Annotated in this window: 27 protein-coding genes; 10 read left to right on the top strand and 17 right to left on the bottom strand. The window is 70.8% G+C overall.

The window, feature by feature from the left end; translation table 11 throughout:
* Nucleotide 1: 1 nt before the first annotated feature.
* The 3 genes from EDF48_RS00245 to EDF48_RS00255 are packed head-to-tail and all read right to left on the bottom strand — an operon-like array spanning nt 2 to nt 3,617.
* On the bottom strand, nt 2-499 hold the full coding sequence (locus EDF48_RS00245; RefSeq protein ID WP_235035774.1) for a cupin domain-containing protein: 498 nt from the start codon (nt 497-499) through the stop codon (nt 2-4).
* The gene (locus EDF48_RS00250) at nt 496-1,932 is read right to left on the bottom strand and encodes an amidohydrolase family protein (RefSeq protein ID WP_347812841.1); all 1,437 of its coding nucleotides are present in this window, start codon (nt 1,930-1,932) and stop codon (nt 496-498) included. Before EDF48_RS00250 ends, EDF48_RS00245 begins: the two co-directional genes overlap by 4 nt.
* Nucleotides 1,929-3,617, bottom strand: a complete 1,689-nt coding sequence (locus EDF48_RS00255; protein WP_165932295.1) for an adenosylhomocysteinase — start codon at nt 3,615-3,617, stop codon at nt 1,929-1,931. Before EDF48_RS00255 ends, EDF48_RS00250 begins: the two co-directional genes overlap by 4 nt.
* Nucleotides 3,618-3,666: 49 nt before the next feature.
* Here EDF48_RS00255 and EDF48_RS00260 point away from each other — a divergent pair, with 49 nt between their 5' ends.
* The 6 genes from EDF48_RS00260 to EDF48_RS00285 all read left to right on the top strand — a co-directional run bounded on the left by EDF48_RS00260 (nt 3,667) and on the right by EDF48_RS00285 (nt 8,006).
* Nucleotides 3,667-3,942, top strand: coding sequence for a glutaredoxin domain-containing protein (locus tag EDF48_RS00260; RefSeq protein ID WP_123340820.1), 276 nt, complete (start codon nt 3,667-3,669; stop codon nt 3,940-3,942).
* A gap of 387 nt (nt 3,943-4,329) precedes the next feature.
* A complete protein-coding gene (locus EDF48_RS00265; RefSeq protein WP_131877419.1) occupies nt 4,330-5,169 on the top strand; it encodes an amidohydrolase family protein in 840 nt (279 codons plus the stop codon).
* Nucleotides 5,170-5,211: 42 nt separating this feature from the next.
* Nucleotides 5,212-6,081: a fumarylacetoacetate hydrolase family protein gene (locus EDF48_RS00270; RefSeq protein ID WP_131877421.1), complete on the top strand. Its 870-nt coding sequence runs from the start codon at nt 5,212-5,214 to the stop codon at nt 6,079-6,081.
* Nucleotides 6,081-6,866 (top strand): SDR family oxidoreductase, encoded by a 786-nt coding sequence (locus EDF48_RS00275; protein WP_131877423.1) that lies wholly within the window; start codon nt 6,081-6,083, stop codon nt 6,864-6,866. Before EDF48_RS00270 ends, EDF48_RS00275 begins: the two co-directional genes overlap by 1 nt.
* An 87-nt stretch (nt 6,867-6,953) precedes the next feature.
* On the top strand, nt 6,954-7,631 hold the full coding sequence (locus tag EDF48_RS00280; protein ID WP_111086323.1) for a FadR/GntR family transcriptional regulator: 678 nt from the start codon (nt 6,954-6,956) through the stop codon (nt 7,629-7,631).
* A 96-nt stretch (nt 7,632-7,727) separates the two neighbouring features.
* On the top strand, nt 7,728-8,006 hold the full coding sequence (locus tag EDF48_RS00285; RefSeq protein ID WP_123936825.1) for a GlsB/YeaQ/YmgE family stress response membrane protein: 279 nt from the start codon (nt 7,728-7,730) through the stop codon (nt 8,004-8,006).
* 91 nt (nt 8,007-8,097) lie between these two features.
* Here EDF48_RS00285 and EDF48_RS00290 read toward each other — a convergent pair whose 3' ends face one another.
* From EDF48_RS00290 to EDF48_RS00330, 9 genes are all read right to left on the bottom strand, one after another.
* The gene (locus EDF48_RS00290; protein WP_131877425.1) at nt 8,098-9,060 is read right to left on the bottom strand and encodes an aldo/keto reductase; all 963 of its coding nucleotides are present in this window, start codon (nt 9,058-9,060) and stop codon (nt 8,098-8,100) included.
* Nucleotides 9,057-9,383 (bottom strand): L-rhamnose mutarotase, encoded by a 327-nt coding sequence (locus tag EDF48_RS00295; protein ID WP_111086326.1) that lies wholly within the window; start codon nt 9,381-9,383, stop codon nt 9,057-9,059. The genes EDF48_RS00290 and EDF48_RS00295 overlap by 4 nt, the downstream gene beginning before the upstream one ends.
* On the bottom strand, nt 9,383-10,708 hold the full coding sequence (locus EDF48_RS00300; RefSeq protein WP_131877427.1) for an alpha-L-fucosidase: 1,326 nt from the start codon (nt 10,706-10,708) through the stop codon (nt 9,383-9,385). Before EDF48_RS00300 ends, EDF48_RS00295 begins: the two co-directional genes overlap by 1 nt.
* Before the next feature lie 34 nt (nt 10,709-10,742).
* A complete protein-coding gene (locus EDF48_RS00305) occupies nt 10,743-11,660 on the bottom strand; it encodes a carbohydrate ABC transporter permease (protein ID WP_123936827.1) in 918 nt (305 codons plus the stop codon).
* Nucleotides 11,653-12,630, bottom strand: a complete 978-nt coding sequence (locus tag EDF48_RS00310) for a sugar ABC transporter permease (protein ID WP_123936828.1) — start codon at nt 12,628-12,630, stop codon at nt 11,653-11,655. Before EDF48_RS00310 ends, EDF48_RS00305 begins: the two co-directional genes overlap by 8 nt.
* Before the next feature lie 107 nt (nt 12,631-12,737).
* Nucleotides 12,738-13,976: a sugar ABC transporter substrate-binding protein gene (locus EDF48_RS00315; protein WP_235035775.1), complete on the bottom strand. Its 1,239-nt coding sequence runs from the start codon at nt 13,974-13,976 to the stop codon at nt 12,738-12,740.
* A 47-nt stretch (nt 13,977-14,023) separates the two neighbouring features.
* A complete protein-coding gene (locus EDF48_RS00320) occupies nt 14,024-15,361 on the bottom strand; it encodes an enolase C-terminal domain-like protein (RefSeq protein ID WP_131877429.1) in 1,338 nt (445 codons plus the stop codon).
* Between the two features lie 263 nt (nt 15,362-15,624).
* A complete protein-coding gene (locus EDF48_RS00325; protein WP_131877431.1) occupies nt 15,625-16,209 on the bottom strand; it encodes a TetR family transcriptional regulator in 585 nt (194 codons plus the stop codon).
* A gap of 61 nt (nt 16,210-16,270) precedes the next feature.
* Nucleotides 16,271-18,325: an MDR family MFS transporter gene (locus tag EDF48_RS00330; RefSeq protein WP_131877433.1), complete on the bottom strand. Its 2,055-nt coding sequence runs from the start codon at nt 18,323-18,325 to the stop codon at nt 16,271-16,273.
* 188 nt (nt 18,326-18,513) lie between these two features.
* Here EDF48_RS00330 and EDF48_RS00335 point away from each other — a divergent pair, with 188 nt between their 5' ends.
* Together EDF48_RS00335 and EDF48_RS00340 are read left to right on the top strand one after the other, a co-directional pair.
* The gene (locus EDF48_RS00335) at nt 18,514-19,473 is read left to right on the top strand and encodes a phosphotransferase (RefSeq protein WP_131877435.1); all 960 of its coding nucleotides are present in this window, start codon (nt 18,514-18,516) and stop codon (nt 19,471-19,473) included.
* 71 nt (nt 19,474-19,544) lie between these two features.
* Nucleotides 19,545-19,934 carry a hypothetical protein gene (locus EDF48_RS00340; RefSeq protein ID WP_123293330.1) on the top strand — a complete coding sequence of 130 codons (390 nt, stop codon included), beginning with the start codon at nt 19,545-19,547 and terminating at the stop codon, nt 19,932-19,934.
* Between the two features lie 34 nt (nt 19,935-19,968).
* Here EDF48_RS00340 and EDF48_RS00345 read toward each other — a convergent pair whose 3' ends face one another.
* The 3 genes from EDF48_RS00345 to EDF48_RS18950 form a co-directional block, all read right to left on the bottom strand.
* Nucleotides 19,969-21,426: an SPFH domain-containing protein gene (locus tag EDF48_RS00345; protein WP_123936833.1), complete on the bottom strand. Its 1,458-nt coding sequence runs from the start codon at nt 21,424-21,426 to the stop codon at nt 19,969-19,971.
* A gap of 143 nt (nt 21,427-21,569) precedes the next feature.
* Entirely contained in the window at nt 21,570-22,397 is an 828-nt protein-coding gene (nadE, locus tag EDF48_RS00350; protein ID WP_131877437.1) for an ammonia-dependent NAD(+) synthetase, read from the bottom strand.
* 40 nt (nt 22,398-22,437) lie between these two features.
* On the bottom strand, nt 22,438-22,605 hold the full coding sequence (locus EDF48_RS18950) for a hypothetical protein (RefSeq protein WP_159570252.1): 168 nt from the start codon (nt 22,603-22,605) through the stop codon (nt 22,438-22,440).
* Between the two features lie 410 nt (nt 22,606-23,015).
* On the opposite strand from EDF48_RS18950, the gene EDF48_RS00355 reads away from it, so the two are divergent.
* Nucleotides 23,016-23,453, top strand: coding sequence for a MarR family transcriptional regulator (locus EDF48_RS00355; protein WP_123340836.1), 438 nt, complete (start codon nt 23,016-23,018; stop codon nt 23,451-23,453).
* Between the two features lie 117 nt (nt 23,454-23,570).
* Entirely contained in the window at nt 23,571-25,010 is a 1,440-nt protein-coding gene (locus tag EDF48_RS00360) for an MATE family efflux transporter (RefSeq protein ID WP_123936834.1), read from the top strand.
* 233 nt (nt 25,011-25,243) lie between these two features.
* Here EDF48_RS00360 and EDF48_RS00365 read toward each other — a convergent pair whose 3' ends face one another.
* Both EDF48_RS00365 and EDF48_RS18955 read right to left on the bottom strand, forming a co-directional pair.
* Nucleotides 25,244-25,849, bottom strand: a complete 606-nt coding sequence (locus EDF48_RS00365; RefSeq protein WP_131877439.1) for a copper resistance CopC family protein — start codon at nt 25,847-25,849, stop codon at nt 25,244-25,246.
* A 41-nt stretch (nt 25,850-25,890) separates the two neighbouring features.
* A complete protein-coding gene (locus tag EDF48_RS18955; RefSeq protein WP_159570266.1) occupies nt 25,891-26,058 on the bottom strand; it encodes a hypothetical protein in 168 nt (55 codons plus the stop codon).
* Nucleotides 26,059-26,251: the final 193 nt, after the last annotated feature.

Genomic DNA, 26,251 nt, shown 5'->3' on the forward strand with positions numbered 1-26,251 from the left:
GTCAGTCGGCCATCGTGAAGTCCTCGAACGAGAAGCCCGGCGACACCAGGCAGCTCAGCAGCACCTCGCCGTCGTTCGGGATCGTCCGCTGCCACACGCCGCCGCGCACGAACGCCTGTGCGTCGTTCACCCGGTCACGTCCGGCGTCGGGCCCGAGGGTGATCCGCGCGCCGGGCTCGGGAGCATCGCCGGAGCCGCCGAGTTCGAGCTCCACGGTGTCCGGACCGTGCCACATCCAGATCTCGTCGCTCGTCACCCGGTGCCAGGCCGAGGCCTCGCCCGGGGGCAGCAGGAAGTGGATCAGGGTCGCGGCGGGGCGGTCCCCCGCGGGCGTCGTCACCGTGGCCGGCGAGGTCCAGGTGCGGACGTACCAACCGCCCTCGGGGTGCGGTTCCATGCCGAGGGCGATGGCGCGCTTCGGCACGTCGAGCCACTCGATCAGTTCGCCGTCGACGGTGCGACGGGCGGCCATGCCGGGGCGGGGTGCGGTCTCGGTCATGATTCCTCCACAGGGATGACAGGGCGAGCGGGGCGGTCGGGCGACGACGTGGGCACGCCGGTCAGTGCTCCGTCGACGGCGCGGACGACCCCACGGATGACGGTTGCGGACGCACGCCCGGCCCCGTCCTCGACGAGCTCGGCGAGTGCGTCGGGCACGGTGCGGGCATCGACGTCGAAGGCGGCCAGGTCGGCGCGGGCCCCCACGGCGAGGTGGCCGATGCGGTCCGGCCCGACGGCGAGTCCCATGGCGTGCGCACCACCGAGCGTCGCCGCCGACAGGAGCCGCTCGTGCAGGTCGCGGTGGCCGTACCCCTGAGCACGGGCGATCCGGTGCAACGCCGTGACGTCGGCCATCAGGTCGAGGGACGGTGACGACGACAGCGAGTCGGTGCCGATGGCGATCGGGCTGCCCTCGCGCAGGTAGTCGGCGACCGGTGGCGGATCGAGGCCGATGACGGCGTTCGAACGCGGGCACAGTGCGACTGCGGTGCCGCGAGCGCGCAGGAGCGCCCGGTCGGCAGCGGTCATGTAGACGCCGTGCGCGATGTGGCAGTCCGGGCCGAGCACCCCGAGCCGGTCGACGAACGCGGTGGCGCTCGCCCCGAACCCGAGTGCCCGGAGCGCCCGGAACGAGGGCACGTTCGCCAGGTGCCAGTCGTTGCCGTGGCCGACGCCGTCGACGCCGTCGAGTCCGGGGACCGGTCCGAGGGCGATGCGCTCACCTTCGAAGGCGGCCTCGCCGAGGTGCAGGTGCAGGCGGAGCCCACGCTGCCGGACGATGTCGGGGAGTTCGAGGAGGGGCGCGACCTCGAGCGAGTACGGCGCATGCGGCGACAGACCGGCGCCGGGGTTCGTCGGGATCCGGGCGAGTTCGTCGAGCACCTGGTCGCGGCCGTGCGACTGCCAGGCGTCGTTCTCCCAGTCCATCACCTCCCAGTAGGCGATGCCGCCGAGCCCGGCATCCTCGAGCGCGGTGGAGGCCTCGATGTCGGTGACGATGTCCGCGATGCTCGTGACGCCCCCGCGGATCGAGGCGGCGGCACCAGCGGCTGCTTCGGCCCGCCAGTCGTGCGGTTCGGCGTAGTCCTGGTTGAACGCGGACGCCCAGTCCTCGAAACCGTTGTACTGGCCTCGGCCGACACTGGCCATGCCGGTGTACTGCAGGTGCGAGTGCGCGTTGACGAGGCCCGGCAGGAGGGCTCCGCGCCACTGCCGTTCGGTGAACGTCGCACCCGAGCCGGCGAGCTGGTCGACGACCCAGGACCGGTCGCCGACGTGCAGGATGCGGCCGTCCTGCACGGCGACGGCACCGTCGGCGATCGGGGGCGCGGTCATCGGCACGACGACGCGCGCCGAGTGCACGACGACGGAGTGGTCGGCACGCGGGTGCGTGGCGCTCGGGGGCGCGGTGCTCGGGCGCGACTCGCTCATGCGGGGTCTCCGAAACGGCGCGTCCGGACGTCCGGCTCGCGGTCCGCAGGGTGTTCGGCTGGAAGGCCGGGAGGAACGGGGCGCGCTCCGAACGCGGCGAGCGCCGTGCGGGCGGTCGCGTCGTCGACCGCGGGATCGATGGGCACGACGGCTCGCTCCAGTTCGTCGCCGCGCTCCAGCAGCATGCGGACGGCCCCGAGCTGCGCGGCGAAGGACAGGTCCATGATCTCGATCGGGTTGCCCTCGGCCGCCGTGATGTTGATGCAGCCGCCGCGGTCGAGCACGATGGGTCCGCCCTCGGCGTCGGGGAACACGAGGCGCTCGGCCTTCGGACCCACCGGCCGCAGTTCGGCACCGGCGGCGCGGGCGTCGTCGAGCGCGACCTCGTGGTCGACCCCGCCCGCGACGGCGACGACGGCCCCGTCCGCGCACGAGCGCAGCACGCGCAGGTCGATGGTGTCGGCGACCCCGGTGGCGCTCACCACGAGGTCGGCGTCCTGCACCGCCTCGGCGAGCGGTGCGACGGCGTGGCCGGCGAACAGCGCCTGCAGGGCGCGCACCGGGTCGGTCTCGGCGACCGTGACCCGGAACCCGAGGGCGGAGAGCACCAACGCGACCCCCTCGCCGACGTGCCCGAACCCGGCGACGACCGCCGCGCCTCCCGAGATCGCTCGGTGCGTACCGGACGGGAGCCCGTCGACCAGGTCGAGCATCGCGAACACCGTCGACTGCCCGGTGCCGTACCGGTTGTCGAAGAACGTCTTGGTGCGGGCGTCGTTGACGGCGACCACGGGGATGCCGAGCTCGCCCCGCGACGCCATCACGCGCAGGGGTCGGAGGCCGCTCGTGGTCTCCTCGGCCGCGCCGAGCATCGTCGGCAGCAGGTCCGGACGCTCCTGGTGGGCGAGCCGGATGACGTGGGAACCGTCGTCGAGCAGGATGTGCGGCCGGGTGTCGAGCATCGCGAGGGCGAGCGCCTTCTGCTCCGGCAGCGAGGCCGTGCTGCTCGCGTGCACCGTGAGCCCCGCTGCCCGGAGCGACGCGGCCACGGCGTCGTCGGTCTCGTCGGCGTGCGCGTAGACGACGACCTCGGCACCGGCGTCGCGGAGGAGCAGGCTCAGCACCGCCGTCTTCGGCTCGAGGAACATCGCGACGCCGATGCGGGTGCCGCGCAGGAGTCCGCCGTCGCGGAGTTCGGCGGCGACCGCGCGCGAGACGGGCATCGAGCGCCGTGCCCAGCGCAGCCGGGCGTCGGCGGCCGGGTCGTCCTCGGGGTCGCGGCCGGTGGAGACCAGGAAGACGTCGTCGGAGAGCATGGGGACGCCGAGCACGCCGGGGCGGGCGGTGACGACGGGGCCGAAGGCGTCCTCGTCGACCGCGGGCAGGTGCCGGCCGGCGTCGATCACGATGAGCGTGGCGCCGCGGGGGCGGTCCGCCTCGCGCTCGATGACGGGGGTGGAGTCCTCGGGGGAACCGAGGCACCAGAGCTGGTCGATCGGTTCGTGCTCCGCGGCCGGGCGCGCACCGAGGCCGGTCAGCAGGCCGTCCAGCGCCGACGCGTCGCGGGGGTCGCCACCGACGATGCGGAACCGACGGGCTGCGACGAGCAGGTTCGTGACCGCGGCGAAGCGCCGGACGTCCGCCGACGCCCAGGATCGCGTCTCGGGGTCGGGTCCTGGCGGCATGCCCCAATCGTAGGGAATGCGCGGGGGTCCGCCGACGTACTCTCTGGGCATGAGCGATGCATCCACGACCGAAGTGTTCGACAAGGTGACGATGTTCGGCGCGGACTGGTGCCGCGACTGCCGCCGGTCCAAGGCGCTGCTCGACACCCTCGGCGTCGACTACGAGTACGTCGACGTCGAGCAGGACCTGTCGGCGGCCGACCGTGCCGAGGCGATCAGCGGGCGGAAGAACATCCCCGTCGTGGTGCTGCCGAACGGCAAGCACTTCGTCGAGCCGTCCGACGCCGAGCTGCGCGCCGAGCTCGAGGCCTCCGGCGCCGTCTGAGCCGCGGGCGGCTCGGCCGGCCGGCCGCTTCCGCGAAAGCGACAGTCTGTCGCCGAACATCGGCGGCAGCCTGTCGCGCTGGCGGCACCGACCGTGCGACGGGACGAGATCTGTCGCCTTCGCGGGATGCTCTGGGATCAACCCGGCCGGGAGGCGCGGTGCGCGCCCGACGCGCACCGTGCCTCCCGGCCGTGGTCGTGTCCAGAGCCCACCTGTCGCCGTCGGGCGCGGGTGACGCTTTCGCGAAAGCGACAGTGTGCCGCCGAACATCGGCGGCACACTGTCGCTCTGGCGGACCGGACCGGCAGGTGCGGCGACTTCTGTCGCTTTCGCACCAAGCACATCGAGCACCGGGCGGACATCGGATGAATCGGGCATCATGAGGGCGTGATCATCGACGCTCACCACCACCTCTGGGACCCCGCCGACCGGCCGTACCCCTGGATGGACGACTCCGTCGCCCCGATCCGCCGCCGGTTCGACGTGGACGACCTCCGCGCAGCGACGCAGGACACCGGCGTGACGCGGACCATCGTCGTGCAGGCCGTGCACGATTCCGACGAGACGGCCTGGCTCCTCGAGCAGCCCCGACCGGTCGCGGGCGTCGTCGGCTGGGTGGACCTGACCGCGCCGGACGTGGCGGACCGGATCGCCGCCGTCCGTGCGCTCCCCGGCGGTGATCGCCTCGTCGGCATCCGGCACCTGGCACAGGACGAGCCGGACCCCGGCTGGCTCGGCCGCCCCGACGTCGCCCGCGGGGTGCGAGCCCTCGCCGGTGCCGGCCTGGTGTTCGACTTGCTCGTCCGCGCCCGAGAGCACTCGGCCGCGCTGGCCCTGGTCGACGCCGTCCCCGACGCATCGTTCGTGCTGGACCACGCCGGCAAACCATCGATCGACACGGGTGACCCGGCCTGGCTCGGACGGATGGCCGACTTCGCCGCACGCCCGAACGTCACGTGCAAGGTCTCCGGCCTGCTCACCGAGGCCGGACCGGACTGGCGCGACCGCCCGGTCGGCCGGTACGCCCGCGAGGTCGTGGAGCAGTTCGGCCCCGAGCGGTCGCTGTTCGGCTCGGACTGGCCGGTCTCGACCCTGGCGACCGGGTACGCGGCGGTCGTGCAGCGGACGACGGACGCACTCGCCGACCTGTCGACGACCGAGCACGACGCCGTCTTCGGCGGCACCGCGGCGCGCATCTACCTTGTCCCGAGGACCACGCAGACATAGGATGTTTCTGGTTGCACTGGCGCAGCCGGAGAGCGAGGAACGATGCAGTTCGCACGACTCGGCCCGGCGGGGAGCGAGATCCCCGTGGCCATCGACACCGACGGCGAGGTCTTCGACCTCCGCTCGATCACCAGTGACATCAGCGGGTCCTTCCTGGCCTCGGACCCGGTCGGCCGCGTCGACCACGCCCGCAGCGCCGGCGACCTGACGATCATCGGCCGAGACCGGGCCGACGGCATGCGCCGCGGGGCACCGATCGCCCGCCCCGGCAAGGTCGTCTGCATCGGCTTGAACTACCGCGACCACGCCGCCGAGACCGGTGCCGACATCCCCACCGAACCGATCGTGTTCATGAAGGACCCGATGACGGTGATCGGCCCCGACGACGAGGTCCTGATCCCCCGGAACAGCACGAAGACCGACTGGGAGATCGAGCTCGCGATCGTCATCGGCCGCACGGCTCGGTACTGCGAGACCGATGCGGACGCCGAGGCCTCCATCGCCGGCTACGCCATCGCGAACGACGTGTCCGAGCGGGAGTTCCAGCTCGAACGCGGCGGGCAGTGGGACAAGGGGAAGTCCTGCGAGACCTTCAACCCGCTCGGACCGTGGCTGGTGACGCCCGGGTCGCTCGCCGCCGCCGGCCTCGACCCCGCGGCACTCGCGCTCCGGCTGACCGTCAACGGCGAGGTCCGGCAGGACGGCACCACCGCCGACATGATCTTCCGTCCTGTGGAGATCGTCCGGTACCTGTCGCAGTTCATGGTGCTGTACCCCGGCGACGTCATCAGCACGGGGACCCCGGCGGGCGTCGCGCTGGCCGGACACGCGCCCTACCTGCAGCCCGGCGACGTCGTCGAGCTCACCGCCGACGGGCTCGGCTCGCAGCGCCAGACGGTCGGAGCAGCCTGATGGCGGACGCAACCGGCAGCGCCGGCGGCGCTCGCAGCGCCGGCAGCCACGACGGCGTCCGGGCCATCGTCACCGGGGGCGCGTCCGGCATCGGCGCAGCGATCGCCGCCGCCCTGCGGGATCGCGGTGCGACGGTCGCCGTGCTCGACCTGCAGCCGTCGACCGCAGAGGGGTTCCTCTCCATCACGTGCGACGTCAGCGACGACGCCTCGGTCCGCGCCGCCGTCGCCACCGCCGTCGAGCAGCTCGGCGGCCTCGACGTCCTGGTCAACAACGCCGGCATCGGCGCCCAGGGCACGGTCGAGGACAACGACGACGACGAGTGGCGCCGCGTGTACGAGGTCAACGTCCTCGGCGCCGTCCGGCTGTCGCGGGCCGCGCTCCCCCACCTGCGGGCGTCGGGCAACGCGAGCATCGTGAACACCTGCTCGATCGCCGCCACCGCCGGGCTGCCCCAGCGGGCGCTCTACTCGGCGACCAAGGGTGCGATCGCCGCCCTCACCCGCGCGATGGCCGCCGACCACATCCGCGAGGGCATCCGCGTCAACGCCGTCAACCCCGGCACCGCCGACACCCCCTGGGTCGCGCGGCTGCTGTCCACCGCGGGCGACCCGGCCGCCGAACGCGCAGCGCTCGAGGCCCGGCAGCCGCACGGCCGGCTCGTGCAGGCGGAGGAGGTCGCCGAGGCGGTCGCCTACCTGACGAGCCCGCTCGCCCGGTCCACGACGGGCGTCGACCTGGCCGTCGACGGCGGGATGCAGGCCCTCCGGCTGCGGCCCGCCTGATGGTCGGGCCGTGACGACCGGGAGGCCCGGCTATCGTCGACCTGTCGGCTCGCGTCCGCGAGCTGGCCGGGATCAGGAGGTGGTGACGTGGCGTCGCTGACCGACGATGCGATCGCACGCATCCAGCAGATGATCGTGAGCGGTGAGCTCCAACCCGGGCAGCGCCTCCCGCCCGAGAAGGAACTGAGCGAGTCGCTCGGCCTGTCCCGGAACAGCCTGCGCGAAGCGGTGAAGGCCCTCGAGCTCATCCGCGTGCTCGACGTCCGCCGCGGCGACGGCACCTACGTGACGTCGCTGGAACCCGGCGTGCTGCTCGAGGCGGTGTCGTTCGTCGTCGACATGCACCACGACCGGTCCCTCGTCGACCTGCTCGAGGTCCGCCGCATCCTCGAGCCCGCGTCCGCCGTCCTGGCGACCGCGCGGGCCTCGGAGCAGCAGATCGACGAGCTCGCCACGCTGATGCAGTCCGTCGGCGAGGACACCGGCGTCGAGGACCTCGTCGCGCACGACCTGCTGTTCCACTCGACCATCGCGGGCATCGGCGGCAACCAGTACCTGTCCGGACTGCTCGACGCCCTGTCGAGCAAGACCGTGCGGGTGCGGGTCTGGCGGGGACTGACGCAGAACGGCTCGGTGCAGCGCACCCTCGACGAGCACGCCGCCATCGTGGACGCCATCCGACGCCGGGATCCGCAGCTCGTGCAGGCGCTCGTGGTGTCGCACGTCGAGGGCGTCGAGCGCTGGTTGCGGCGCTCACTCGACTGAAACCGAGAACGCGTGCAGCCGAGTGGGTGTTGTGTCGGTCGTCGGCCCTGACTCCGGCAACCATGCCGCGGCAACCGCACCCACGAGGAGGAAACCGTGCTCGGTCTCATCATCAGCTTGATCATCGTCGGACTCATCGCCGGCGCCATCGCCCGGCTCGTCGTCCCCGGCAAGCAGCACATCTCGATCCCCATGACCATCCTGCTGGGCATCATCGGCTCGTTCGTGGGCGGGTTCCTCGGGTTCCTGATCTTCCAGCACGACCCGATGGACGGCTTCTTCCAGCCGGCCGGCATCATCGGTTCGATCATCGGCGCCATCATCGTGCTGATCATCTACATCCGCTTCTCGGGTCGCAGCGCCAAGACCCGCTAGGCAGGTCTCGGCGGGTACGACTCGCTGCACAACCAAAGTCACCCCGAACCGCGCATCCGTGCGGTTCGGGGTGATTTTGGTTGTGCGGGGCTCAGGCGGTGAGCAGGCCCGCGGCGCGGAGGTCGTCCCACAGGGTCTCCGGAACGACGGCCGCAGCCCGCTCGACGTTCGAGCGCACCTGCTCGGCGGACTGCACGCCGAGGGCGATCGCGGCGACCGCAGCAGCACGACGCGGGAACGCCAGCGCCGCCTCGGGCAGCGTGACCCCGTGCCGCTCGCAGACGTCGGCGATCGCGTTCGCCCGCGCGACGAGTGCCGCCGGTGCCGTGGCGTAGTCGTAGGTCGCCGTGGCGTCCGGCCGGTCCCGCCCGAGCAGTCCCGAGTTGTAGACCCCGACCGCGACGACCGCGACGCCGAGCGAGGCGCACCGGGCGACGAGCTCCGCCGCCGGCTGCTCCAGGAGCGTGTACCGGCCCGCGAGCATGACCACGTCGCACAGCCCGGTGGACACCGCGGCGTCGAGGGCCTCGACCGAGTTCGACCCGACGCCGACGGCCCGGACCACGCCGTCGTCCCGCAGCTCGGCGAGCGTCGGCAGCGCCTGCGTCAGGCCGTCCTCGAGCGAGTAGACGTCGGGGTCGTGCAGGTACGCGACGTCGACGTGGTCGAGCCCGAGCCGTCCGAGCGACTCGTCCAGTGACCGCCGCACGCCCGACGGCGACGGGTCCCACTGCCGCACGGTGTCGTTCGGCACCGCGAACCCGCCGGAGGCCAGGTCGTCCCCGTCGCCACGCCCGGGGACGAGCAGCCGCCCGACCTTCGTCGACACCAGGAACGAGTCGCGCGGACGGTCGGCGAGCGCCGCCCCGAGTCTCCGCTCCGACAGCCCGAGGCCGTAGTGCGGCGCGGTGTCGAACCCGCGCACGCCGGCGTCCCACGCCGCGTCGACGGTGGCACGGGCGTCGTCGTCGGACACCGGGCGCAGCAGGTTGCCGATGCCGGCGCCGCCGAACCAGAACGGGCCGCGGTCGAGGTCGAGGTCGAGGTCCGTCATGCGTCCACCTGGTCCGCCAGGGACCAGACCCGCGGCACGCCGTCGTCGTTCCCCGAGTAGTCGTCGTCGGCCTCGAGCAGCGGGTTGATGGTCTCCTGCCATTCCGCGTTGACGGGGTCGTCGGCGAGCGCCCGGCGCATCGCGCGGTAGTCCTCGACCTCGATGAGGTGGACCAGGTCCTGCCCGTCGCGCCACACCGTCCAGTCGTGCACCCCGGCATCACGCAGCCGGGCCGCGAGCGCGGGCGGGATCGACGCGTGCACGGCGTCGTACGCGGCCTCGTTCCCCGCCCGCAGTCGGGTCCTCGACAGGATGCGCTGCATCAGTCGCGCAGGAACAGCTCGACGACCGGCACGGCGACGTCGGGTCGCACGATCGGCAGCGTGAGCGTCAGCGTCCCCGCCGGCTGCCCGCCGAGCCCGGTGTTCTGCGCACGGGTCCCGGGCGGGATCTCGCGGAAGTGCAGCTCCGACGCATCGTTGAGCAGCTGGGCGTAGGCGACTCGGCCGGCCAGGTCGGGAAGGTGCACGTGCTCGAACGGCCACGCGAACAGGTGCAGGTACAGGCGGTTGCCGTTCTGCGTGTACACGCTGTTGCGCGGTGCGACGAACGACGACGGCCCGGCGCCGTAGACGGAACGGGCGTGCTGGTGCATCCACGTCCCGATGCCGTCGAGGGTCTGGCGCGAGACCCCGTCGAACTCGCCACGACCGGTGGGGCCGATGTTGAGCAGCATGTTCCCGTTGTTCGAGACGCCGTCGACGAGCATGCGGACGAGCAGGTCGACGGGCTTGAGGTTCACGTTGTCGCGGTCGTAGCCCCACGATCCGTTGAGCGTCTGGCAGGCCTCCCACGGCACCTGGGCGCCGTCGACCTCCATCGGCTTGTCGGGCTGGTACTGCTCCGGGGTGACGATGTCGCCCGGCAGGTCGAGCCGGTCGTTGACGATGATGCCGGGCTGGAGCCGTCTGGTCAGTTCGAGCAGCTCCGAGGATCCCCAGTCGTTGCGACCCTTGCCGCCCCAGATGTCCTCGTGGTCGTTGTCGCGGTACGAGAAGTCGTAGAACAGGTAGTCGACCTGCCCGTAGTCGGTGAGCAGCTCCTCGACCTGCCCGTGCAGGTACTCCCGGTAGCGCGACATGTCGCGGCCCTGGTTGAACGCCTCGATCTCCTCGGGCGAGTCGTCGCGCCGGGGGTGCACGCCGTCGACGGTGAAGTCCGGGTGGTGCCAGTCGATGAGCGAGTGGTAGAAGCCGACCCGCAGTCCCTCGGCCCGGACGGCGTCGACGAACTCGCGCACGATGTCGCGGCCGAACGGGGTGTTCGTGGACTTGTAGTCGGTGAGCTTGCTGTCCCAGAGGCAGAAGCCCTCGTGGTGCTTCGTGGTGAGCACGACGTACTTCATGCCGGCTTCGCGAGCACGGCGGGCCCAGTCGGCGGCGTCGAACAGGTCGGGGTCGAAGTGGTCGAAGTACTTCTGGTAGTCGGCGTCGGTGATCCGTTCGCGGTTCTTCACCCACTCGTGCCGTGCCGGCAGGGCGTACAGCCCCCAGTGGATGAACATGCCGAACCGGTCGTGGGTGAACCAGGCGGGCAGGCCGCTCGCGTCGGTCGCGGTCTGCGGCTCTGCAGGTGCGGTGATGGTCATGAGGCCAGTGTTCCTTTCAGAGGGGGGAGGGGTGTCACCGGCCGCCGAGGCCGCTGGTGACGATGCCCTTGACGAGGTGCTTCTGCAGCAGGACGAGCAGGATCACGGTGGGCAGCATCGAGATCACCGAGGCCGCCATCACGAGGTTCCACTCGGAGCCCTGCTGGCCGAAGAACTGCTGCAGGCCGAGTGGGATGGTGCCCCGGGCCTCGACGTCGTTGACGATGACGAGGGGCCAGAGGAACGAGTTCCAGTACGAGATGAACGAGAACACCGCGAGGACGGCCATGGTCGGTCGGGCGAGCGGCATCATCACCGAGAAGAAGGTCCGGATCGCGCCGGCTCCGTCGACCCGGGCGGCGTCGTCGAGTTCCTGCGGCACGGTCAGGAAGAACTGCCGGACCAGGAACGCGCCGAGGGCCGTGAACGCCCACGGGATGATGAGTGCCTGGAACGTGTCGACCCAGCCGAAGCCCTGCATCATCACGTACATCGGGATGACGAGGACGTCCTGCGGGATCATCAGTGTGACGAGGAACAGCAGGAACACCGTGTTCCGGCCGCGCCAGCGCAACCGTGAGAACGCGTACCCGGAGAGCACGGCCACGGCGACGTTGATCGCCGTCCCGACCGCCGCAACGAAGACGCCGTTGAGGATGAAGCGGGCGAACGGCAGGTAGGTGAACGCCTGCACGTAGTTGTCCCACTCGAGCGAGCGACCCCAGAGCGTCGGCGGGGTGGTGAACACCTGGTCGGCGGGCTTGAGGCTCGTCGCGACCATGTAGATGAGCGGCGAGACGAACAGGAGCGTGACGAGGCAGAGCAGGGCGTACCCGATCGCGTGCCGGACCCGCCCCGGTCGTGGCGCGGACTTCGTCCTGGCGACGGCACGGGGGTTGACCGTCCGGTTCGACGTGGTGGCACCGACGTGCCCGCGGACCGCTTCACTCATAGTGCACCCACCGCTTCTGCCCGAGGAACTGGACGGCCGTGATCCCGAGGATGATGACGAACAGCACCCAGGCGCCGGCCGAGGCCAGACCGAGCTGCTGGTTCTGGAAGCCGGTGTTGTAGATGTACTGCACGAGGGTCTCCGTCGCGGTGCCCGGCCCGCCCTTGGTGAGGACGAACGGCTGCACGAACACCTGGAACGAGGTGATCAGCGTCATCATCGTCGCGAAGAACACGGACGGCGAGATGAGCGGGAACTTGATGGCCCAGAAGGTCTGCCAGGCGTTCGCGCCGTCGAGCTGCGAGGCCTCGATCTGGTTCTCCGGCACGGCGTCGAGCGCCGCCGAGAAGATCAGCATGTTGTAGCCGAAGCCTTGCCAGACGCTCATCGCGACGATGGCGAGCATCGCCCAGTGCTCGTCGGCGAGGAAGTTCGGCGCGTGCACGCCCACGGTGGACTGCAGTGACGCGTCGATCGCCCCACCGGGCTGGTACAGCATCCGCCACACCACGACGTTCGCGACGATCGGCGTGATGGTCGGGATGAAGAACAGGACGCGGAAGACGTGCCGGCCGGCGATCCGCGGCGTCAGCCAAGCGGCGAGCCCGAGCGACACGACGAGGTTGAGGGGCACGTAGAGCACCACGAACAGCGCCGTGTTGAGGGCGACGGTGCGGAAGACCGGGTCGGCGAAGAGCCGGGCGTAGTTCTCGATGCCGGCCCAACTGCGCTCGCCGAGCATCGGCCAGTTCATGAAGCTGACGACGAGTGAGGCGACGATCGGGAACGCCGTGAAGACGACGAGTCCGATCGAGTGCGGTGCCGCGAACGCGGCGCCCCACCAGGAGCGGCGCCCGAGTGCGCTCGTGTCCTCGCCGTCCTTCCGCCGCGGGGTGGCGGCTCCGACCGCGATCGCGGTCGCGACCGCGGGGACGGCCGCTTCGGCCGGTGGGTCCTGGATGGTGGTCATGCGACGACCTCCTCGTCGTTCGCGCGGTCCTGAACAGGGGATGGATCGGACGGGAGGCCCGTGGCGGGGCCGCAACGGGCCTCCCGTCCGATCACTGGTTCAGCTGGTCACTGCGTGCCGAGCTGGCCGGCGATGGAGGACATCGTCTCCTTGCCGGAGGTCTGCCCGTTCACCGCCTGCAGCGCGTACTGCGTGAACAGCTGGGAGAGCTGGTCGCTCTGCTTGTTCCCGAGGAGCGGCGAGGACTTCGCGAGCCCTGCCTTGAGCGCGGCCTCGGCGCCGTCGATGCCGGCGCTGGAGTACCACGCCGACTGGGCCGCGGTGCGGCCGGGGAAGGCTCGTCCCGCTTCGGCGAGCGAGGTCAGGACCTTCTCGCTGGTCATCGTCTGGACGGCCTTGAACGCCTGCTCCGGGTACTTGCACTGCTTCGAGACACCGAAGCCGGAGCCGGCGGCGAAGGTCGACGGACCGGACGTCCCCGCGGGGAGCGTCGTGACCCCGAGGTCGAACTTCACCTTGGCCTTCTGGCTGATGAGCGACCACGGACCGTCGGTGTACATCGCGACCTTGCCGGCGGCGAAGTCGTTGCCCGGCGTCGACGCGTCCGACGACGCCTGCGTCGCGTAGCCCTTCTCCACCAGTGTCGAGAGCCAGTCGAGGCCGTCCGCGAACTTCGCGTTCGACGCGTCGAGCTCGCCGTCGGACGTGATCACCCGGCCACCGTTGTAGCCGTAGACCATCGACTCGAGGTTGAGGTCGCCCACCGTCGAACCGAACATGGTGACGCCCTTCGCCTTGAGCGCGGCGCCCGCCGCCTCGAAGTCGTCGACGGTCCATCCCGGCTTCGGCTCGGCCACGCCGGCCTTCGTGAAGACGTCCTTGTTGTAGAACATCATGATGGGGCCGGTGTCGTAGGGCAGGCCGTAGAGCTTCCCGTCGACCTTCATGCCGTCGAGCGCGGTGCTGTCGAACGCGGACAGGTCGGTGCCGTCCTGCTTCGCGAGGTCGTCGAGCGGCAGCAGCGACGACGTGTAGTTCGCGGTGCGGAGCGACTGCATGCTCACGACGCACTGGGCGCCGCCTGCACTCAACTGCGTGCTGAGCTTCGTGAAGTAGTTCTCGAACGGCGCGCCCTGGATCGTCAGGGTGATGTCGTCCTCGCTCTTCACGGTGTCGGCGACCTTCTGCCAGGCGGCCTTGTCCTCCTTCCCGGCGATCCACATGGACCAGGTCAGGGCGTCCTTCGACTGGCTTCCACCGGCACTGCTGCCGGAGGAACAGCCGGTGAGCACGAGGGCCGCGGCAGCTGCTGCCGCGAGCCCGGTGATGATGCGTCGTCGTTGCATCGGAGTCTCCACTTCGTCGTGGTGATGGGGTGTGTGGGGTGGTGGGATCAGGCGACGCGGACCGCGTCGGGGACCGTCTCCGTGTCGACCACGGCCCAGGCCGGGCCGTCCGGGAACGCGTAGGCGTCGAGGGAGTCGGCGAGCATCTCGGTGCCGGCTCCCGGAGCGGTCGGCGGCCAGTAGCGGCCGTCGTGGACGTCCACCGGGGTCACGAAGTGCTCGTGCAGGTGGTCGACGAACTCGATGCAGCGGGTGTCGAGGTCGCCGGTCAGCGCGACGGCGTCGAACATCGACAGGTGCTGCACCGCCTCGCACAGGCCGACCCCGCCGGCGTGCGGGCACACCCGGACGCCGTGCTTCGCGGCGAGCAGCAGGATCGCGAGGTTCTCGTTGACCCCAGCGACCCGGGTGGCATCGATCTGCAGCACGCTCATCGACCCGGCCTGGATGAGCTGCTTCGCGATCACCCGGTTGGCCATGTGCTCGCCGGTCGCGACCGGGATCGGGGCGATGCGCCGGGCGATCTCGGCGTGCCCGAGGACGTCGTCGGGGCTCGTGGGTTCCTCGACCCAGGCAAGGTCGAACGGGCTCAGCCGTTCGATCCAGGTGACGGCCTCGTCGACGTCCCACCGCTGGTTGGCGTCGACCGCGATGCGGATGTCGGGGCCGACCGTGGCGCGGGCGATGCCCATTCGGCGGACGTCCTCGTCGAGGTCGCCGCCGACCTTGAGCTTGATCTGCTCGAAGCCCTCGTCGACGGCCTCGCGGCAGAGCCGGGCGAGCTTCTCGTCGTCGTAGCCGAGCCAGCCCGGGGTCGTCGTGTACGCCTGGTAGCCCTGCGCTTCGAGCCGGGCCCGACGGGTCGCGCGGTGCGGTTCGGCAGCCCGGAACAGCTCGAGCGCCTCGTCCGGGGTGATCGCGTCGGTGAGGTACCGGAAGTCCACCAGGTCGACGAGTTCCTCGGGGCTCAGGTCCGCCAGCAGCGCCCACAGCGGCTGTCCCGCGCGCTTGGCTCGGAGGTCCCAGAGCGCGTTCACCACGGCGCCGATCGCCATGTGCATGACGCCTTTCTCCGGGCCGAGCCAGCGCAGCTGCGAGTCGTGGACCATCGCGCGCCAGGTGCCGCCCATGTCGGCGAGGACCGCTTCGGCGTCGACGCCGACCACGTGCCCGCGCAGGGCGGCGATCGCGGCTTCCTGCACCTCGTTGCCGCGGCCGATCGTGAACACGAAGCCCGTGCCGACGTGTCCGTCCAGGGCGTCGGTCGTGATCTCGACGTACGCGGCGGAGTAGTCGGGCGCGGGGTTCATGGCGTCGGATCCGTCGTGCTCCCGAGAGGTCGGGAAACGGATGTCGCGCACGTGCAGACCGGTGATGCGGCTCATTCGTGTCTCCTGCCGTCCGGTCTCCGTCGACCGAACGAGGCAATCAAAACATCGGATGTCTCGCGCGTCAAGAGAACTCTTCGTCACGTTCTGGTCTCGAACGGGGCCGAGTCGTCGGATGGCTGCGCGGCTTGCGCTTGCGTGGCCGATCCGCCAAAGCGACAGATCCCCGCCAACTGTTCGCGGAGATCTGTCGCTTTCGCGAAACCGTCGACAGCGGAGCACGCGCATCTGTCGCTTCGGCGGGGGCGACCGGTCGCGCCTCAGGCGGAGGCGAGCCGGCCCATCTCGGCCACCACGCCGCGGAGGCGGTCCGCCAGCTCGTCGCGCGAGCCGTCGGCGAAGCGGTGTGCCGACTCGATGAGCGCCGCCATGACGAGCGTCACCGCGGTCCGCGCGGAGTCCACGTCGGTGCGCTCGGCGGCGACCGTGAACACGGCGAGCCGGGCACGCGCCATCCACTGCAGCATCGCGGGCACCATCTCCGGTCGCGCCTGCACGAGTTCCTTCATGCGACGGCGGTCCGCCGGCAGTGTCACCGTGCGGGCGACGAGGTCGCAGAGGTCCGACACGAGCGGGCCCTCCGCGGTCAGGAACGCCTGTCGTGCCACCTCGGGCACCGAGCTCTCGGGGAGCCCGAGTGCCGCGTCGCCCTTCGACGGGAAGTAGTTGAAGAAGGTGCGGGGCGAGACGCCGGCGTCGGCGCAGATCTCCTCGACCGTGACGCCGGCCAGGCCCCGGTCGGAGACCAGGGCCAGCGCGGCCTGGTGGATCGCGTGCCGGGTCTGCTGCTTCTTGCGTTCCCGCAGGCCACTGTCGCCTGCCGGGTGCGATTCGATCGTGCTCACTGCTGCTCCTGGTGCGGGTCGGGGCCTCCCGTCTGGTGACGAGAGGCCCCGGTGGCCAGTCCTACGCGCGGTCCCGCTGCACGGGGATCGATCCGGTGACGGGCGCCGTGGGCGACCCCATCGTGTCGGCCGCCTTGACGGCCTGCACCTCGAGGTCATCAGCGGTGCCGGCCTGGTCGGCCTGCTCCTGCAGGGCCGAGCTCTTGCGGAGCGGCGGCGCCTTGAAGAACCAGCTGAGGATGAACGCCAGCAGGATCACGGCGAAGCCGACCCAGTAGACGGTCACGGCCGACGCGTTGAAGCCGGTCATGAACGGCTTGGTCAGCGCCGGGGTCGCACCGTTGAGGTAGGACGTGTCGCTCGTCTCGCTGCTCGAGCTGCTGCCGTCGCCGGCTCCCTTGTCGATCTGCTTCGACAGTTCGGGGGCGAGCTCGCCGACCCAGTACGAGCGCTGCGAGGCGTCCGACCAGTCGACCACGAGCTTGCCGTCCTGCACGCTGGCGTGCGCCTTGTCGGCTGCGGCGGTGAGGGCCTGCTGCTGCGCGGCCTCCGGGGCGCCGGTCGTCGCAGCGTTGACCTGCGCGGTGGCCTGGTCGAGGCCGGACTGCACCTGCGACTTCACCGGGGTGACGATCGGGTTCCAGATCTGCTCCATGACGCCCGCGTTCGCCTTCGCCGTGGCGACGGTCGGGTTCAGGGCGGCGTCGAGCGCACCGGACAGGTTCTTCTGGTCCGCGGTGGCGTGCAGGATGTTCGCCGGCATGATCGAGAACAGGATGCTGAGCAGCACCGCCGTACCGAGCGTTCCACCGATCTGGCGGAAGAACGTGGCGGACGACGTCGCCACACCCATGTCCCGCGGCTGCACGGAGTTCTGGGAGGCGAGGGTGATGCTCTGCATGAGCTGCCCGAGGCCGAGGCCGATCAGGAACATGCCGATCATCAGGAACCAGAGCGGCTTGTCGATCGTCATGAACGTCAGGACGACGTAGCCGACCGAGACCAGGGCCGTGCCGATCACCGGGAAGATCCGGTAGCGACCGGTGCGGGCGACGATCTGCCCCGAGGCGATCGAGGCGATCATCAGACCACCGATCATCGGCAGGGTCGCGAAGCCGGACTCCGTCGGGGTCAGCCCCGTGACGATCTGCAGGTACAGCGGGATGGTCAGCATGGCGCCGAACATCGCGAAGCCGACCAGGAACCCGAGGATCGTGGCCATCGAGAAGGTGCCCGAGCGGAACAGCTTGAGCGGGATGATCGCGTCGTCCTTCATCAGGGTCTCGATCACCAGGAAGGCGACGAGCCCGAGCGCACCGATCACGTAGCAGGCGATGGCGCCGGCCGAACCCCACCCCCAGGTGCGGCCCTGTTCGGCCACGAGCAGGAGCGGGACGAGCGTCGCGATCACCGAGGTGGCACCCCACCAGTCGATGCGCGGCTTCGCCTTGGCGTCACCGAACTTCGGCAGGTGCAGGAAGGCGATGACCATCAGGAGCGCCGCGACGCCGATCGGCACGTTGATCAGGAAGACCCAGCGCCAGCCGGTGACACCGAGGATCGTGCTCGCGCCGGCGAACAGGCCACCGATGAGCGGCCCGATGACGGACGAGATGCCGAAGACCGCGAGGAAGTAGCCCTGGTACTTGGCACGCTCACGCGGGGCGAGGATGTCACCCATGATCGCGAGCGGCAGCGACATCAGCGCACCGGCACCGATGCCCTGGAAGGCACGGAACGCGGCGAGCATGATCATCGAGGTCGACATCGTCGAGAGCAGCGAGCCGAGGATGAAGACCGCGATGCCGAAGATGTAGAGCGGGCGGCGCCCGAAGACGTCGGAGAGCTTGCCGTAGATCGGCGTCGTGATGGTCGACGCGATGAGGTACGCGGTCGTGACCCACGCCTGCTGGTCGAGGCCGTGCAGGTCGTCGCCGATGGTGCGGATCGCGGTGCCGACGATCGTCTGGTCGAGCGACGACAGGAACATGCCGGCCATGAGGCCGTAGATGACGAGCAGGATCTGACGGTGCGACATGATCGGCTTGCCCGGCGTGCTGGCCGGGGAGTCGTGTCGTCCGCGCGACACCTCGACGGGTGCGGTGGCAGTAGACATGGGGGTCCTTCAGGGGTGCGTGGTGGTCGTCGTGCGGGCAAGGGACGCCGGAGCGTGTGTGGCGGGCCGTCGAACGGCGGGTCAACCTTGCAGACGCTGCAACTTTACATCATCAGCACGTTTGCTGCCAACGCAAACTTGCCGTCCGTGCACGTTCGTGAACGGCTTCTCAGGTAGCGTCGTCGGCCATGGGGCGAACTGCGTGGACGGACGTGCCGGTGATCCTGCGCGACCGGGTGGAACAGATCCTCGGCGGAGCGGTGACGACCACCGAGTCCCAGACCGCCGGGTGGTCGCCGGGGAGTGCCGACCGTGTGGTCACGGCGACGGGGCGACGGGCGTTCGTCAAGACGGTCTCGCGATCGCGGAACGCCGATGCCTTCGCCCTGCACCGCCGGGAAGCCCGCGTGGTGGCGCAGCTGCCGTCGACCGTGCAGGCACCACCCCTGCTGGACGCCTTCGACGCCACCGTGGACGGCGACGAGTGGGTCGTCCTGGTCCTCGACGACATCGAGGGCAAGCACCCCGGGGCAGCACTCGACGGCAGCGACACCGCGGCGGTGCTCGATGCGCTGGACACCCTGCCGCCGGCGACCGGCGACCTCGGCACGCTCCCCCGGATCGCCGACGACCTGCGCCACGAGTTCGGCGCCTGGGACCGGATTCTCGGCGACCCGACCCTGGCCGACCGGGTGGCCGAGGTCGTGCCGGCACACGTCCTCACCGCCGGACCCGCGATCGCCCGAGCCGCCGACCGAGCAGCGGCACTCGTCGACGGCGACCACCTCGTGCACGCCGACTGCCGCGCCGACAACCTGCTCGTCGACGGTTCCGGGGTCGTCTGGGTCGTGGACTGGCCGTGGGCGAGCATCGGCGCGCACTGGCTCGACCCGCTGACCTACCTGATCGACACACTCGTCCGCGGCGAGGACACCGACGTCGAGCACCACCTCGCCACCCATCCGGTGTTCGCCGGCGTGCCTACCGCTACGGTCGACGCCGTGCTCGCCGGTCTCGCCGGACTGTTCTTCGAGCACGCACTGCCCCCGGCACCGCCGAACATGCCGACCATCCGTGACTTCCAACGGCGCGAGGGTCTCGCCGCGGCGGAGTGGTTGCTCCGCCGGTGGGACACGACACCGCACTGACGACGGGCGACAGGCGTCGGGTACCCCGTCTGTCCAGCAAGCGCGGCGCCCCGGAGCGTACGGTCCCCCGCATGACTGATGAGCACCGCACTCCGCGTCCCGAAGACGACGCAGCGCGCCTCGGTCTCGTCGTCGTCGGAGAAGCAGCAGCGCTGCACTCCGGTGACGAGGCGGCACTGGACGCGAGCGAACAGAACATCCGCGACACCATCGACGAGATGATCGACGAGCCCCTGACCCCACGCCAGGAGCAGGTGATCGAACGTCTGGCGTCCGCCGGCGGGACCCTCACCGCCGGACTCAGCGGTGCGCTCGCGGCGCAGACCGGACGGAGCGTCGACGACATCCTCGAGGGTGCGGCCCGCAGCGTCGTGTGGCAGCAGCGGCTCGCTGACCAGCGCGAGGACGCCGGTGGCCAGCAGCGCGAGCGCCGGGACGAGAACGGGCGCGACGAGGACTGATCCTCGCCACGCCCGCCCAGGGTACCGCTGAGGACTACTCGGTCGGCTCCGCGACAGCGGTGGACTGCTCACGCACGACGGCCCGAGCGGCAGCCTGCCCCGTCGTCGAACTCTTGACGATGTCACTCAGGGTGAACCCGGCGGTCGTCCCGAGCAGGGCGTCGACCTCGCTGAACTGGCTCACGATGCTCTTCGACAGGGCGCCGGCGCCGTCGGAGGACACCACGGTCAGCTTGTCGATGTTGCCCATCGGCGCCGCGAGCTCGCGGGCGATGCTCGGCAGGGTCTCGATGGCCTTGACGCGCAGGACGGCCTCGGAGTGCTGTGCGAGCGCGTCGGCCTGGGCCTTCGTGGCGTCCGCCTCGGCCTGACCCTTGGCGCGGATCGCGTCGGCCGCTGCCTCACCTTCGGCACGGGAGGCGTCGGCGGCGAGCTTGCGCGCCTCGGACTCGGCCTTCGCCTCGGCGGCGATCGCTTCGGCGGAGATCCGACGGGCCTCGGCCTGGGCGCGGGCCGTCTCGACCTGGGCACCGGCGGCCGCCTCGGCCTCGACGCGGGTCTTGCGCGCCTGCGCCTCGGCGACGGCGGAGACCTCGGACTCGAGCTCGGCACGGCGCAGCTCGGCACGCTTCTGCGCGGTGATCTGCTCCTGCTCGACGACGCCCTGCGCCGCACGGGCCTGGGCGAGCGGACCAGCGGCTGCGGCCTCGGCCGATGCCCGGTCGGCGTCGAGCTGCAGTGCGGCGCGGCGGATCGCCAGGGTGTTCTCGGCTTCGGCGATGGCCTGGTCGGCGGTGGCACGGGCTTCTCGCGCTTCGCGGTCGGCCTGCGCCTCGGCGTTCTCCGCCTCGAGCCGGACGCGGGCGCGCTCGGCACGACCGAGGTCGCTGATGTACTCGTTGCGGTCCGAGATGCCCTTGATCTCGAAGGAGTCGACGTCGAGCCCCTGGCTGTGCAGGGCCTCCTTCGCCACGTCGAGCACCGCGACGGTGAGCTGGTCGCGGTTGCGGATGATCGTGGACACGTCGGTCGCACCGATCGACGCACGGAGCGATCCCGACAGGACCTCGCGCGCGAAGTCGTCGATCTTCTTCTCCTGCCCGAGGAACCGCTGCGCGGCCGCCCGGATCGAGGCGTCGGTCTCGCCGACCTTGACCAGCGCGACCGCTTCGACGTCGATCGTCACGCCGCGGGAGTCCTGCGCGTTGACGTTGATGTCGATCGCCCGGGAGCTGAGCGAGAGCTTCGCGACCTTCTCGAAGAACGGTCGGACGAGGACGCCGGCGCCGAGCACGACCTTGATGCCGGACTCGACGGTCTCGGTGCCGTCGTCGTTCTTGACCTTGCGCGAGCGCTTGCCGGTGATGATGAGCGCTTCGTCGGCGCCGGCGTTGCGGTACACGACCTTCGCGTAGATCAGTGCGATCACGGCGAGGACGATGATCCCCACGATGATCAGCGGGATGGCTCCGAGTGCGAACAGGACTTCCATGACTCCCCCTCCGGACCAGGCGCCAGCCTGGATTCCGCATCTGTTGTTCCGTCGGCTCCCATCCTAGGAGATCGCGCGGACGGACAGGAGGCGCGGTGCAGGATCACCTGCAGCGCGCCTCCTGTCGATGGTCGCGTCTGCGCCTACGCGCCCGCACGCCACCAGTCGTCGAACGGCGTCGCCGGCACCTGGCGCTTGTGCTCGGTCGCGCGGTACCGCGACTCGATCGCCTCGGCGACCTCGAACGGCACGTCGTGCCCCTGCAGGTAGGCGTCGATCTCGGCGTAGGACAGCCCGAGGTTCGCTTCGTCGGTCTGGCCGGGCGTCTCGTCGAGCAGGTCCGCGGTGGGGGCCTTCTCGTACAGGCGGGCGGGCGCTCCGAGGTGCTCGAGCAGCTGCCGCCCCTGGCTCTTCGACAGGCCGGTGAGCGGCGTCAGGTCGACCCCGCCGTCGCCGTACTTCGTGAAGAAGCCGGTGACCGCCTCGGCAGCGTGGTCGGTCCCGACGACGAGCAGTCCGCGCTGGCCGGCGACGGCGTACTGGGCGACCATGCGCATCCGGGCCTTGACGTTGCCCTTCACGAAGTCGCTCAGCTCGACGCCCGAGGCAGCGGTATCGAGCATGACGCCGTCGACGCCGTGCTCGATGTTGACGGTGATGCCCGGGTCGGCTGCGATGAACTGCAGGGCGAGCTGGGCGTCGTCCTCGTCGGCCTGCACGCGGTACGGCATGCGGACGGTCGTGAACTCGGCGGGGTGGCCCTCGGCGCGGAGGGACTCGACCGCGAGCTGGGTCAGGCGCCCGGCGAGCGTGGAGTCCTGGCCGCCGCTGATCGCGAGCAGGAACCCCTTCGCGCCGGTCGTGAGCAGGTAGTCACGGAGGAACCCGACACGGCGGGCGATCTCCTGCTCCGGCTCGATGGTCGGCTGGACGTTGAGGTCCGCGGCGATGGCGGCTTGGAGTTCACGCACCACCCCAGTATCCCGCTGCACCCGCCGGAGTGCACAGCGTTCAGCGGACGGGTTCTGCGTGCACCGGCCGGATCGTGTTGTCGTGGTCGACGCCGATCGCGCAGGTGCAGACGACGCCGAGCGTCTCGGCGCTCTGCGTCAGTCGGAACCGCTCGACGTGCGGCGGGCCGACTCGACGGTCGAGCGGGTGGGTGTCGTGATCGTGCACGGTGGTCCTCACTGACTCGTGGTGGTGCGGATGTCCGGTGCGGTGGCGGTCCGAACCGCCACCGCACCGGAGGGCCCGAGGCGACCCGAACGCCGCGGCCCCGTGGAGACGCACGCCGGTACCCGCCGGCGCGCGTCGGAGTTCATGGACGCCGGCGGCGTCGCGCTCGGAGCGCAGTGCGAGTCATGGGTCCCTTTCCCGGGCGGAGGTCCGCCGCTGCTGATCCGTCCCCCGGCGGTTCGACGGGAGACCCGAACGGTCCGGTACCGGACCGAGGACGACGGCTGGTGAGGCCGTCTTCCTGTGCAAGCTACCAGCGCCACACCCCGAGGCCATACCCCCGTTCCGGGGCCGAGCCACGGGTCGGACCCTCGTTGACAGTTAGAGATCAAACAGTTAGAGTTCTGATCATGCAGGCACCGGATCTCACCACCCCGCTCGAACTCATGCGGTGGATCGGATGGGCACAACGCAAGGCGGCTGACGAGTGGGTCCGTGATCGGGACCTCACCCGCGAGCAGAGCTTCGTGCTCGGGTACCTGCAGCAGAACCCCGGGGCGATCCAACGCGACATCGCCGAGATCACCCGGACCAGCGCGGCCAGCGTCTCGAGCCTCCTGCAGGGCCTCGAGCGGCGCGGCCTCGTCGAACGGCGACCCGACGCCACGAACGGTCGGACGAAGACGGTGCACGCCACCCCGGCGGGCATCGACCTCATCGCCGGCTTCACCGACGCGATGGTCGCCCTCGACGACACCCTGCTCGCACCACTCGACACGGACGAACGCGCCACCCTGCGGCACCTGCTGCAGAAGGTGACCGCGGAGCTCGCACCGCCGACGCGGTAGCGCCGCCCCGGCACCGACGTCACCGGCGCGCTCGACGCGCCACGGGCCTCCCGGCCCCACCCCCCGCACGCGACGGCATCCCGTCGCGCCCTCAGCCCTGCCCACGAGGAGGCAGTCATGACCACCACCACCCCCGAGAACACCGCCGCGGCCACCAACCGCTGGTACCTCTCCGCCGCCCCGATCGCCCGGGCCCTCGTGCACCTGTGTGTGCCGATGGCCGCTGCGATGGTCGTCAGCGCCCTGTACAACGTCATCAACGCCGGCTTCATCGGCTCGCAGCACGACACGTCACTGCTCGCCGCGATCACCTTCGGCACCCCGCTGCTCGGCATCGTCATGGCCGTCGGCGGCGTGTTCGGCGTCGGCGGCAGTGCCCTGATGTCCCGTCTGCTCGGCGCCTCGGAGCACGACCCCGCCAAGGCGCAGGACATCAAGCACGTCGCCTCGTTCGCGCTGTGGGGAGCCGTCGTCACCGGTGCGGTCCTCGCCGTCGTCGGGCTCGTGCTCCTGCGCCCCCTGGTCGCCGTGCTCGGTGCCGACGCAGCAGCTGTCCCCGCCACGAGCGAGTACGTCGCCGTGATGCTCGCGTTCGTCCCGGTGCTCGCCTCGTCGTTCGCCCTCGAGCAGATCGTCCGCTCCGAGGGTGCTGCACGCCAGGCGATGATCGGCCTGGTCCTGTCGACCATCGGGAACCTGGTGTTCGACGTGCTCTTCATCCTCGTGCTGCACTGGGGCGTCGGCGGCGCAGCGCTGGCGGTCGGACTCGCGAACGTCGTGTCGATCGCCTACTGGGTGACCTGGCTGCAGCGGAACAGCGAGAACGTCAGCTTCGCGCCGAAGTGGTTCACGCTCCGTGCCGACATCCTGAAGCCCGTCTTCGGCATCGGCGTCGGCGAACTGCTGCAGTCCGCCTTCCTGATCGTCACGACGCTCGTGCTCAACAACCTCGCCGCCGCCTACGGCGACGACCCGCTCGCCGCCATGGGCGTCGCGGTCCGCATCGCGCAGGTGCCGGAGTTCCTGGTGATGGGCGTCACGATCGGCGTACTGCCCCTGCTCGCCTACGCGTTCGGCAAGGGCGACGCCGCACGTCTCCGGGCCGCCCTGCGCGGAGCCGCCTTCACGGTCGGCGCGATCGTCCTCGTGTTCTCCGGCGCGGTCTTCACCTTCCGCGAGCAGGTGTTCACGATCTTCTCCGGCGACCACTCGGTCCTCGCGATCGGCCTGACGATCCTGACGGCGCAGCTCGTCGCCGCCATCGTGAACGGGTTCACGGGGTTGCTCACCTCGCTGTTCCAGGCGACCGGCATGGTGCTGCCCGCGATGGTGCTGTCGCTGGCGCAGGGCGTGCTGTTCATCCCGATCGTCATCGTCGGCAACCTGTGGTTCGGACTCGCCGGGATCATCTGGGCGCTGACCGTCACCGAGGTCATCGTGTTCGTCGCCGCGGTGGTGCTGTGGCTGGCGTCGCGCGGGAAGATCGCGCGCGGCCTGGCCGCCGGCAGCGAGGAGCGGGCGGACGCCGCACTCGAGGAGGCGCCCGCCGCCGCGTAGCGCGGTGCGCGGTGCGGTGCGGCGCGCTCGCATGGTGAGCAGAAGAGGTCGGGTCCCGTTCCAGGACCCGACCTCTTCTGCTCACCAAGCGGGGGTGAACGTGGCCAGCGTCTGACGGGAGGCCCGTGGCGGCCGGGTGGCGGGCCTCCCGTCCGGCGCGTGGCCGGGTGGCAGGCACGGCGCATGGTGCGCAGGAATGGTCGCGTGGCGCTCGGCCACCCGACCATTCCTGCTCACGAAGTGCGTCGGGTGCGGCGCAGGAGGAGCACGACGACGGCCCCGGCTGCGAGGACCGTGCCGGCGCCGAGCGCGACCCAGACGCCCGGGGCGATGCCGGGCGCCGAGTCGGGCGCGCCGTCGGATGCCCCGGTGGCGGTCGCCGTCGACGTCGGAGTGGGGGTGACGGGGTCCGACGTGGGCACCGTCGTCGCCGGAGTCGTCGCGGATGGTGCCGCGACCGCGGCCCGGTACTCGAACCCGTACGAGCCGTCGATCGGGTGGCCGTCCGGCGACACGTACCGCCAGAGCACCGTGTACGCGCCGTTCTCGAGGTCGACGGCCTTGCCCATCGTCATGCCGGAGACGGTCACCTCGCCCGTCGACACGTCGGTGCCGTCGGCGTCGGTGACCTGGATCCGCAGTCCGGCGTCGAGACCCGCGAGCGGTGCCTCACTGAACGTCAGGTCGACCCGGTCGAGCGGTTCGGTGACGACCGCGCCGTCAGCGGGCGAGCTGCCGATGAGCGCCGAGTGCGCCGAGGCCGGTTGAACCCCGACGAGCGCCAGGAGCCCTCCGATGACGATCGCGAGGGAAGCTGCCGTCGTTCGTCCTGTCCGCATGCACAGACTCTACAAGCCGTAGAGCAGCGGACCGGGACGGATCAGATCTGCTCGCCGAGGAAGTCGGCGTAGGACGGCTCGCGCCGTGCGTCACCCGTGCTGGTGGAAGCGTGACCGGTTCCTTCGAGGCGCTCGGCCACGAGGGCTTCGAGGTCCTCCGGCGACCGGAGGCCGTGGCGGTGCCAATCGTGCTGCATCCTGGCGGTCATGACGACCAGCCCTTCGTCGAGATGATGCGCATCTCGGATTCGTCCGGATCGACCCGCTGTGCCAGACCCCACATCTGTGAGGAGCATCGTGACGACGGGTCCCTGATGACCGATCCAGTTCCTCCACGGTAGGGGTTGCGTCCGACGCCGTCGAGCGCGGTGCGCTTCTCGGCCGATCGCACGCCGCCGCCCG

The organism is Curtobacterium sp. PhB191 (genome assembly GCF_004346515.1).
In the GTDB taxonomy this organism is placed as follows: Bacteria; Actinomycetota; Actinomycetes; order Actinomycetales; family Microbacteriaceae; genus Curtobacterium.

What these genes read in the sequence shown, in the direction of transcription:
- EDF48_RS00245 (WP_235035774.1), bottom strand. Translation starts at nt 499, where the DNA reads ATGACCGAGACCGCACCCCGCCCCGGCATGGCCGCCCGTCGCACCGTC.
- EDF48_RS00300 (WP_131877427.1), bottom strand. Translation starts at nt 10,708, where the DNA reads ATGACCATCACCGCACCTGCAGAGCCGCAGACCGCGACCGACGCGAGC.
- EDF48_RS00260 (WP_123340820.1), top strand. Translation starts at nt 3,667, where the DNA reads ATGAGCGATGCATCCACGACCGAAGTGTTCGACAAGGTGACGATGTTC.
- EDF48_RS00310 (WP_123936828.1), bottom strand. Translation starts at nt 12,630, where the DNA reads ATGACCACCATCCAGGACCCACCGGCCGAAGCGGCCGTCCCCGCGGTC.
- EDF48_RS00365 (WP_131877439.1), bottom strand. Translation starts at nt 25,849, where the DNA reads ATGCGGACAGGACGAACGACGGCAGCTTCCCTCGCGATCGTCATCGGA.
- EDF48_RS00330 (WP_131877433.1), bottom strand. Translation starts at nt 18,325, where the DNA reads ATGTCTACTGCCACCGCACCCGTCGAGGTGTCGCGCGGACGACACGAC.
- EDF48_RS00355 (WP_123340836.1), top strand. Translation starts at nt 23,016, where the DNA reads ATGCAGGCACCGGATCTCACCACCCCGCTCGAACTCATGCGGTGGATC.
- EDF48_RS00335 (WP_131877435.1), top strand. Translation starts at nt 18,514, where the DNA reads ATGGGGCGAACTGCGTGGACGGACGTGCCGGTGATCCTGCGCGACCGG.
- EDF48_RS00320 (WP_131877429.1), bottom strand. Translation starts at nt 15,361, where the DNA reads ATGAGCCGCATCACCGGTCTGCACGTGCGCGACATCCGTTTCCCGACC.
- EDF48_RS00270 (WP_131877421.1), top strand. Translation starts at nt 5,212, where the DNA reads ATGCAGTTCGCACGACTCGGCCCGGCGGGGAGCGAGATCCCCGTGGCC.
- EDF48_RS00360 (WP_123936834.1), top strand. Translation starts at nt 23,571, where the DNA reads ATGACCACCACCACCCCCGAGAACACCGCCGCGGCCACCAACCGCTGG.
- EDF48_RS00295 (WP_111086326.1), bottom strand. Translation starts at nt 9,383, where the DNA reads ATGCAGCGCATCCTGTCGAGGACCCGACTGCGGGCGGGGAACGAGGCC.
- EDF48_RS18955 (WP_159570266.1), bottom strand. Translation starts at nt 26,058, where the DNA reads ATGACCGCCAGGATGCAGCACGATTGGCACCGCCACGGCCTCCGGTCG.
- EDF48_RS00250 (WP_347812841.1), bottom strand. Translation starts at nt 1,932, where the DNA reads ATGAGCGAGTCGCGCCCGAGCACCGCGCCCCCGAGCGCCACGCACCCG.
- EDF48_RS00255 (WP_165932295.1), bottom strand. Translation starts at nt 3,617, where the DNA reads ATGCCGCCAGGACCCGACCCCGAGACGCGATCCTGGGCGTCGGCGGAC.
- EDF48_RS00275 (WP_131877423.1), top strand. Translation starts at nt 6,081, where the DNA reads ATGGCGGACGCAACCGGCAGCGCCGGCGGCGCTCGCAGCGCCGGCAGC.
- EDF48_RS00345 (WP_123936833.1), bottom strand. Translation starts at nt 21,426, where the DNA reads ATGGAAGTCCTGTTCGCACTCGGAGCCATCCCGCTGATCATCGTGGGG.
- EDF48_RS00305 (WP_123936827.1), bottom strand. Translation starts at nt 11,660, where the DNA reads ATGAGTGAAGCGGTCCGCGGGCACGTCGGTGCCACCACGTCGAACCGG.
- EDF48_RS00290 (WP_131877425.1), bottom strand. Translation starts at nt 9,060, where the DNA reads ATGACGGACCTCGACCTCGACCTCGACCGCGGCCCGTTCTGGTTCGGC.
- EDF48_RS00315 (WP_235035775.1), bottom strand. Translation starts at nt 13,976, where the DNA reads ATGCAACGACGACGCATCATCACCGGGCTCGCGGCAGCAGCTGCCGCG.
- EDF48_RS00340 (WP_123293330.1), top strand. Translation starts at nt 19,545, where the DNA reads ATGACTGATGAGCACCGCACTCCGCGTCCCGAAGACGACGCAGCGCGC.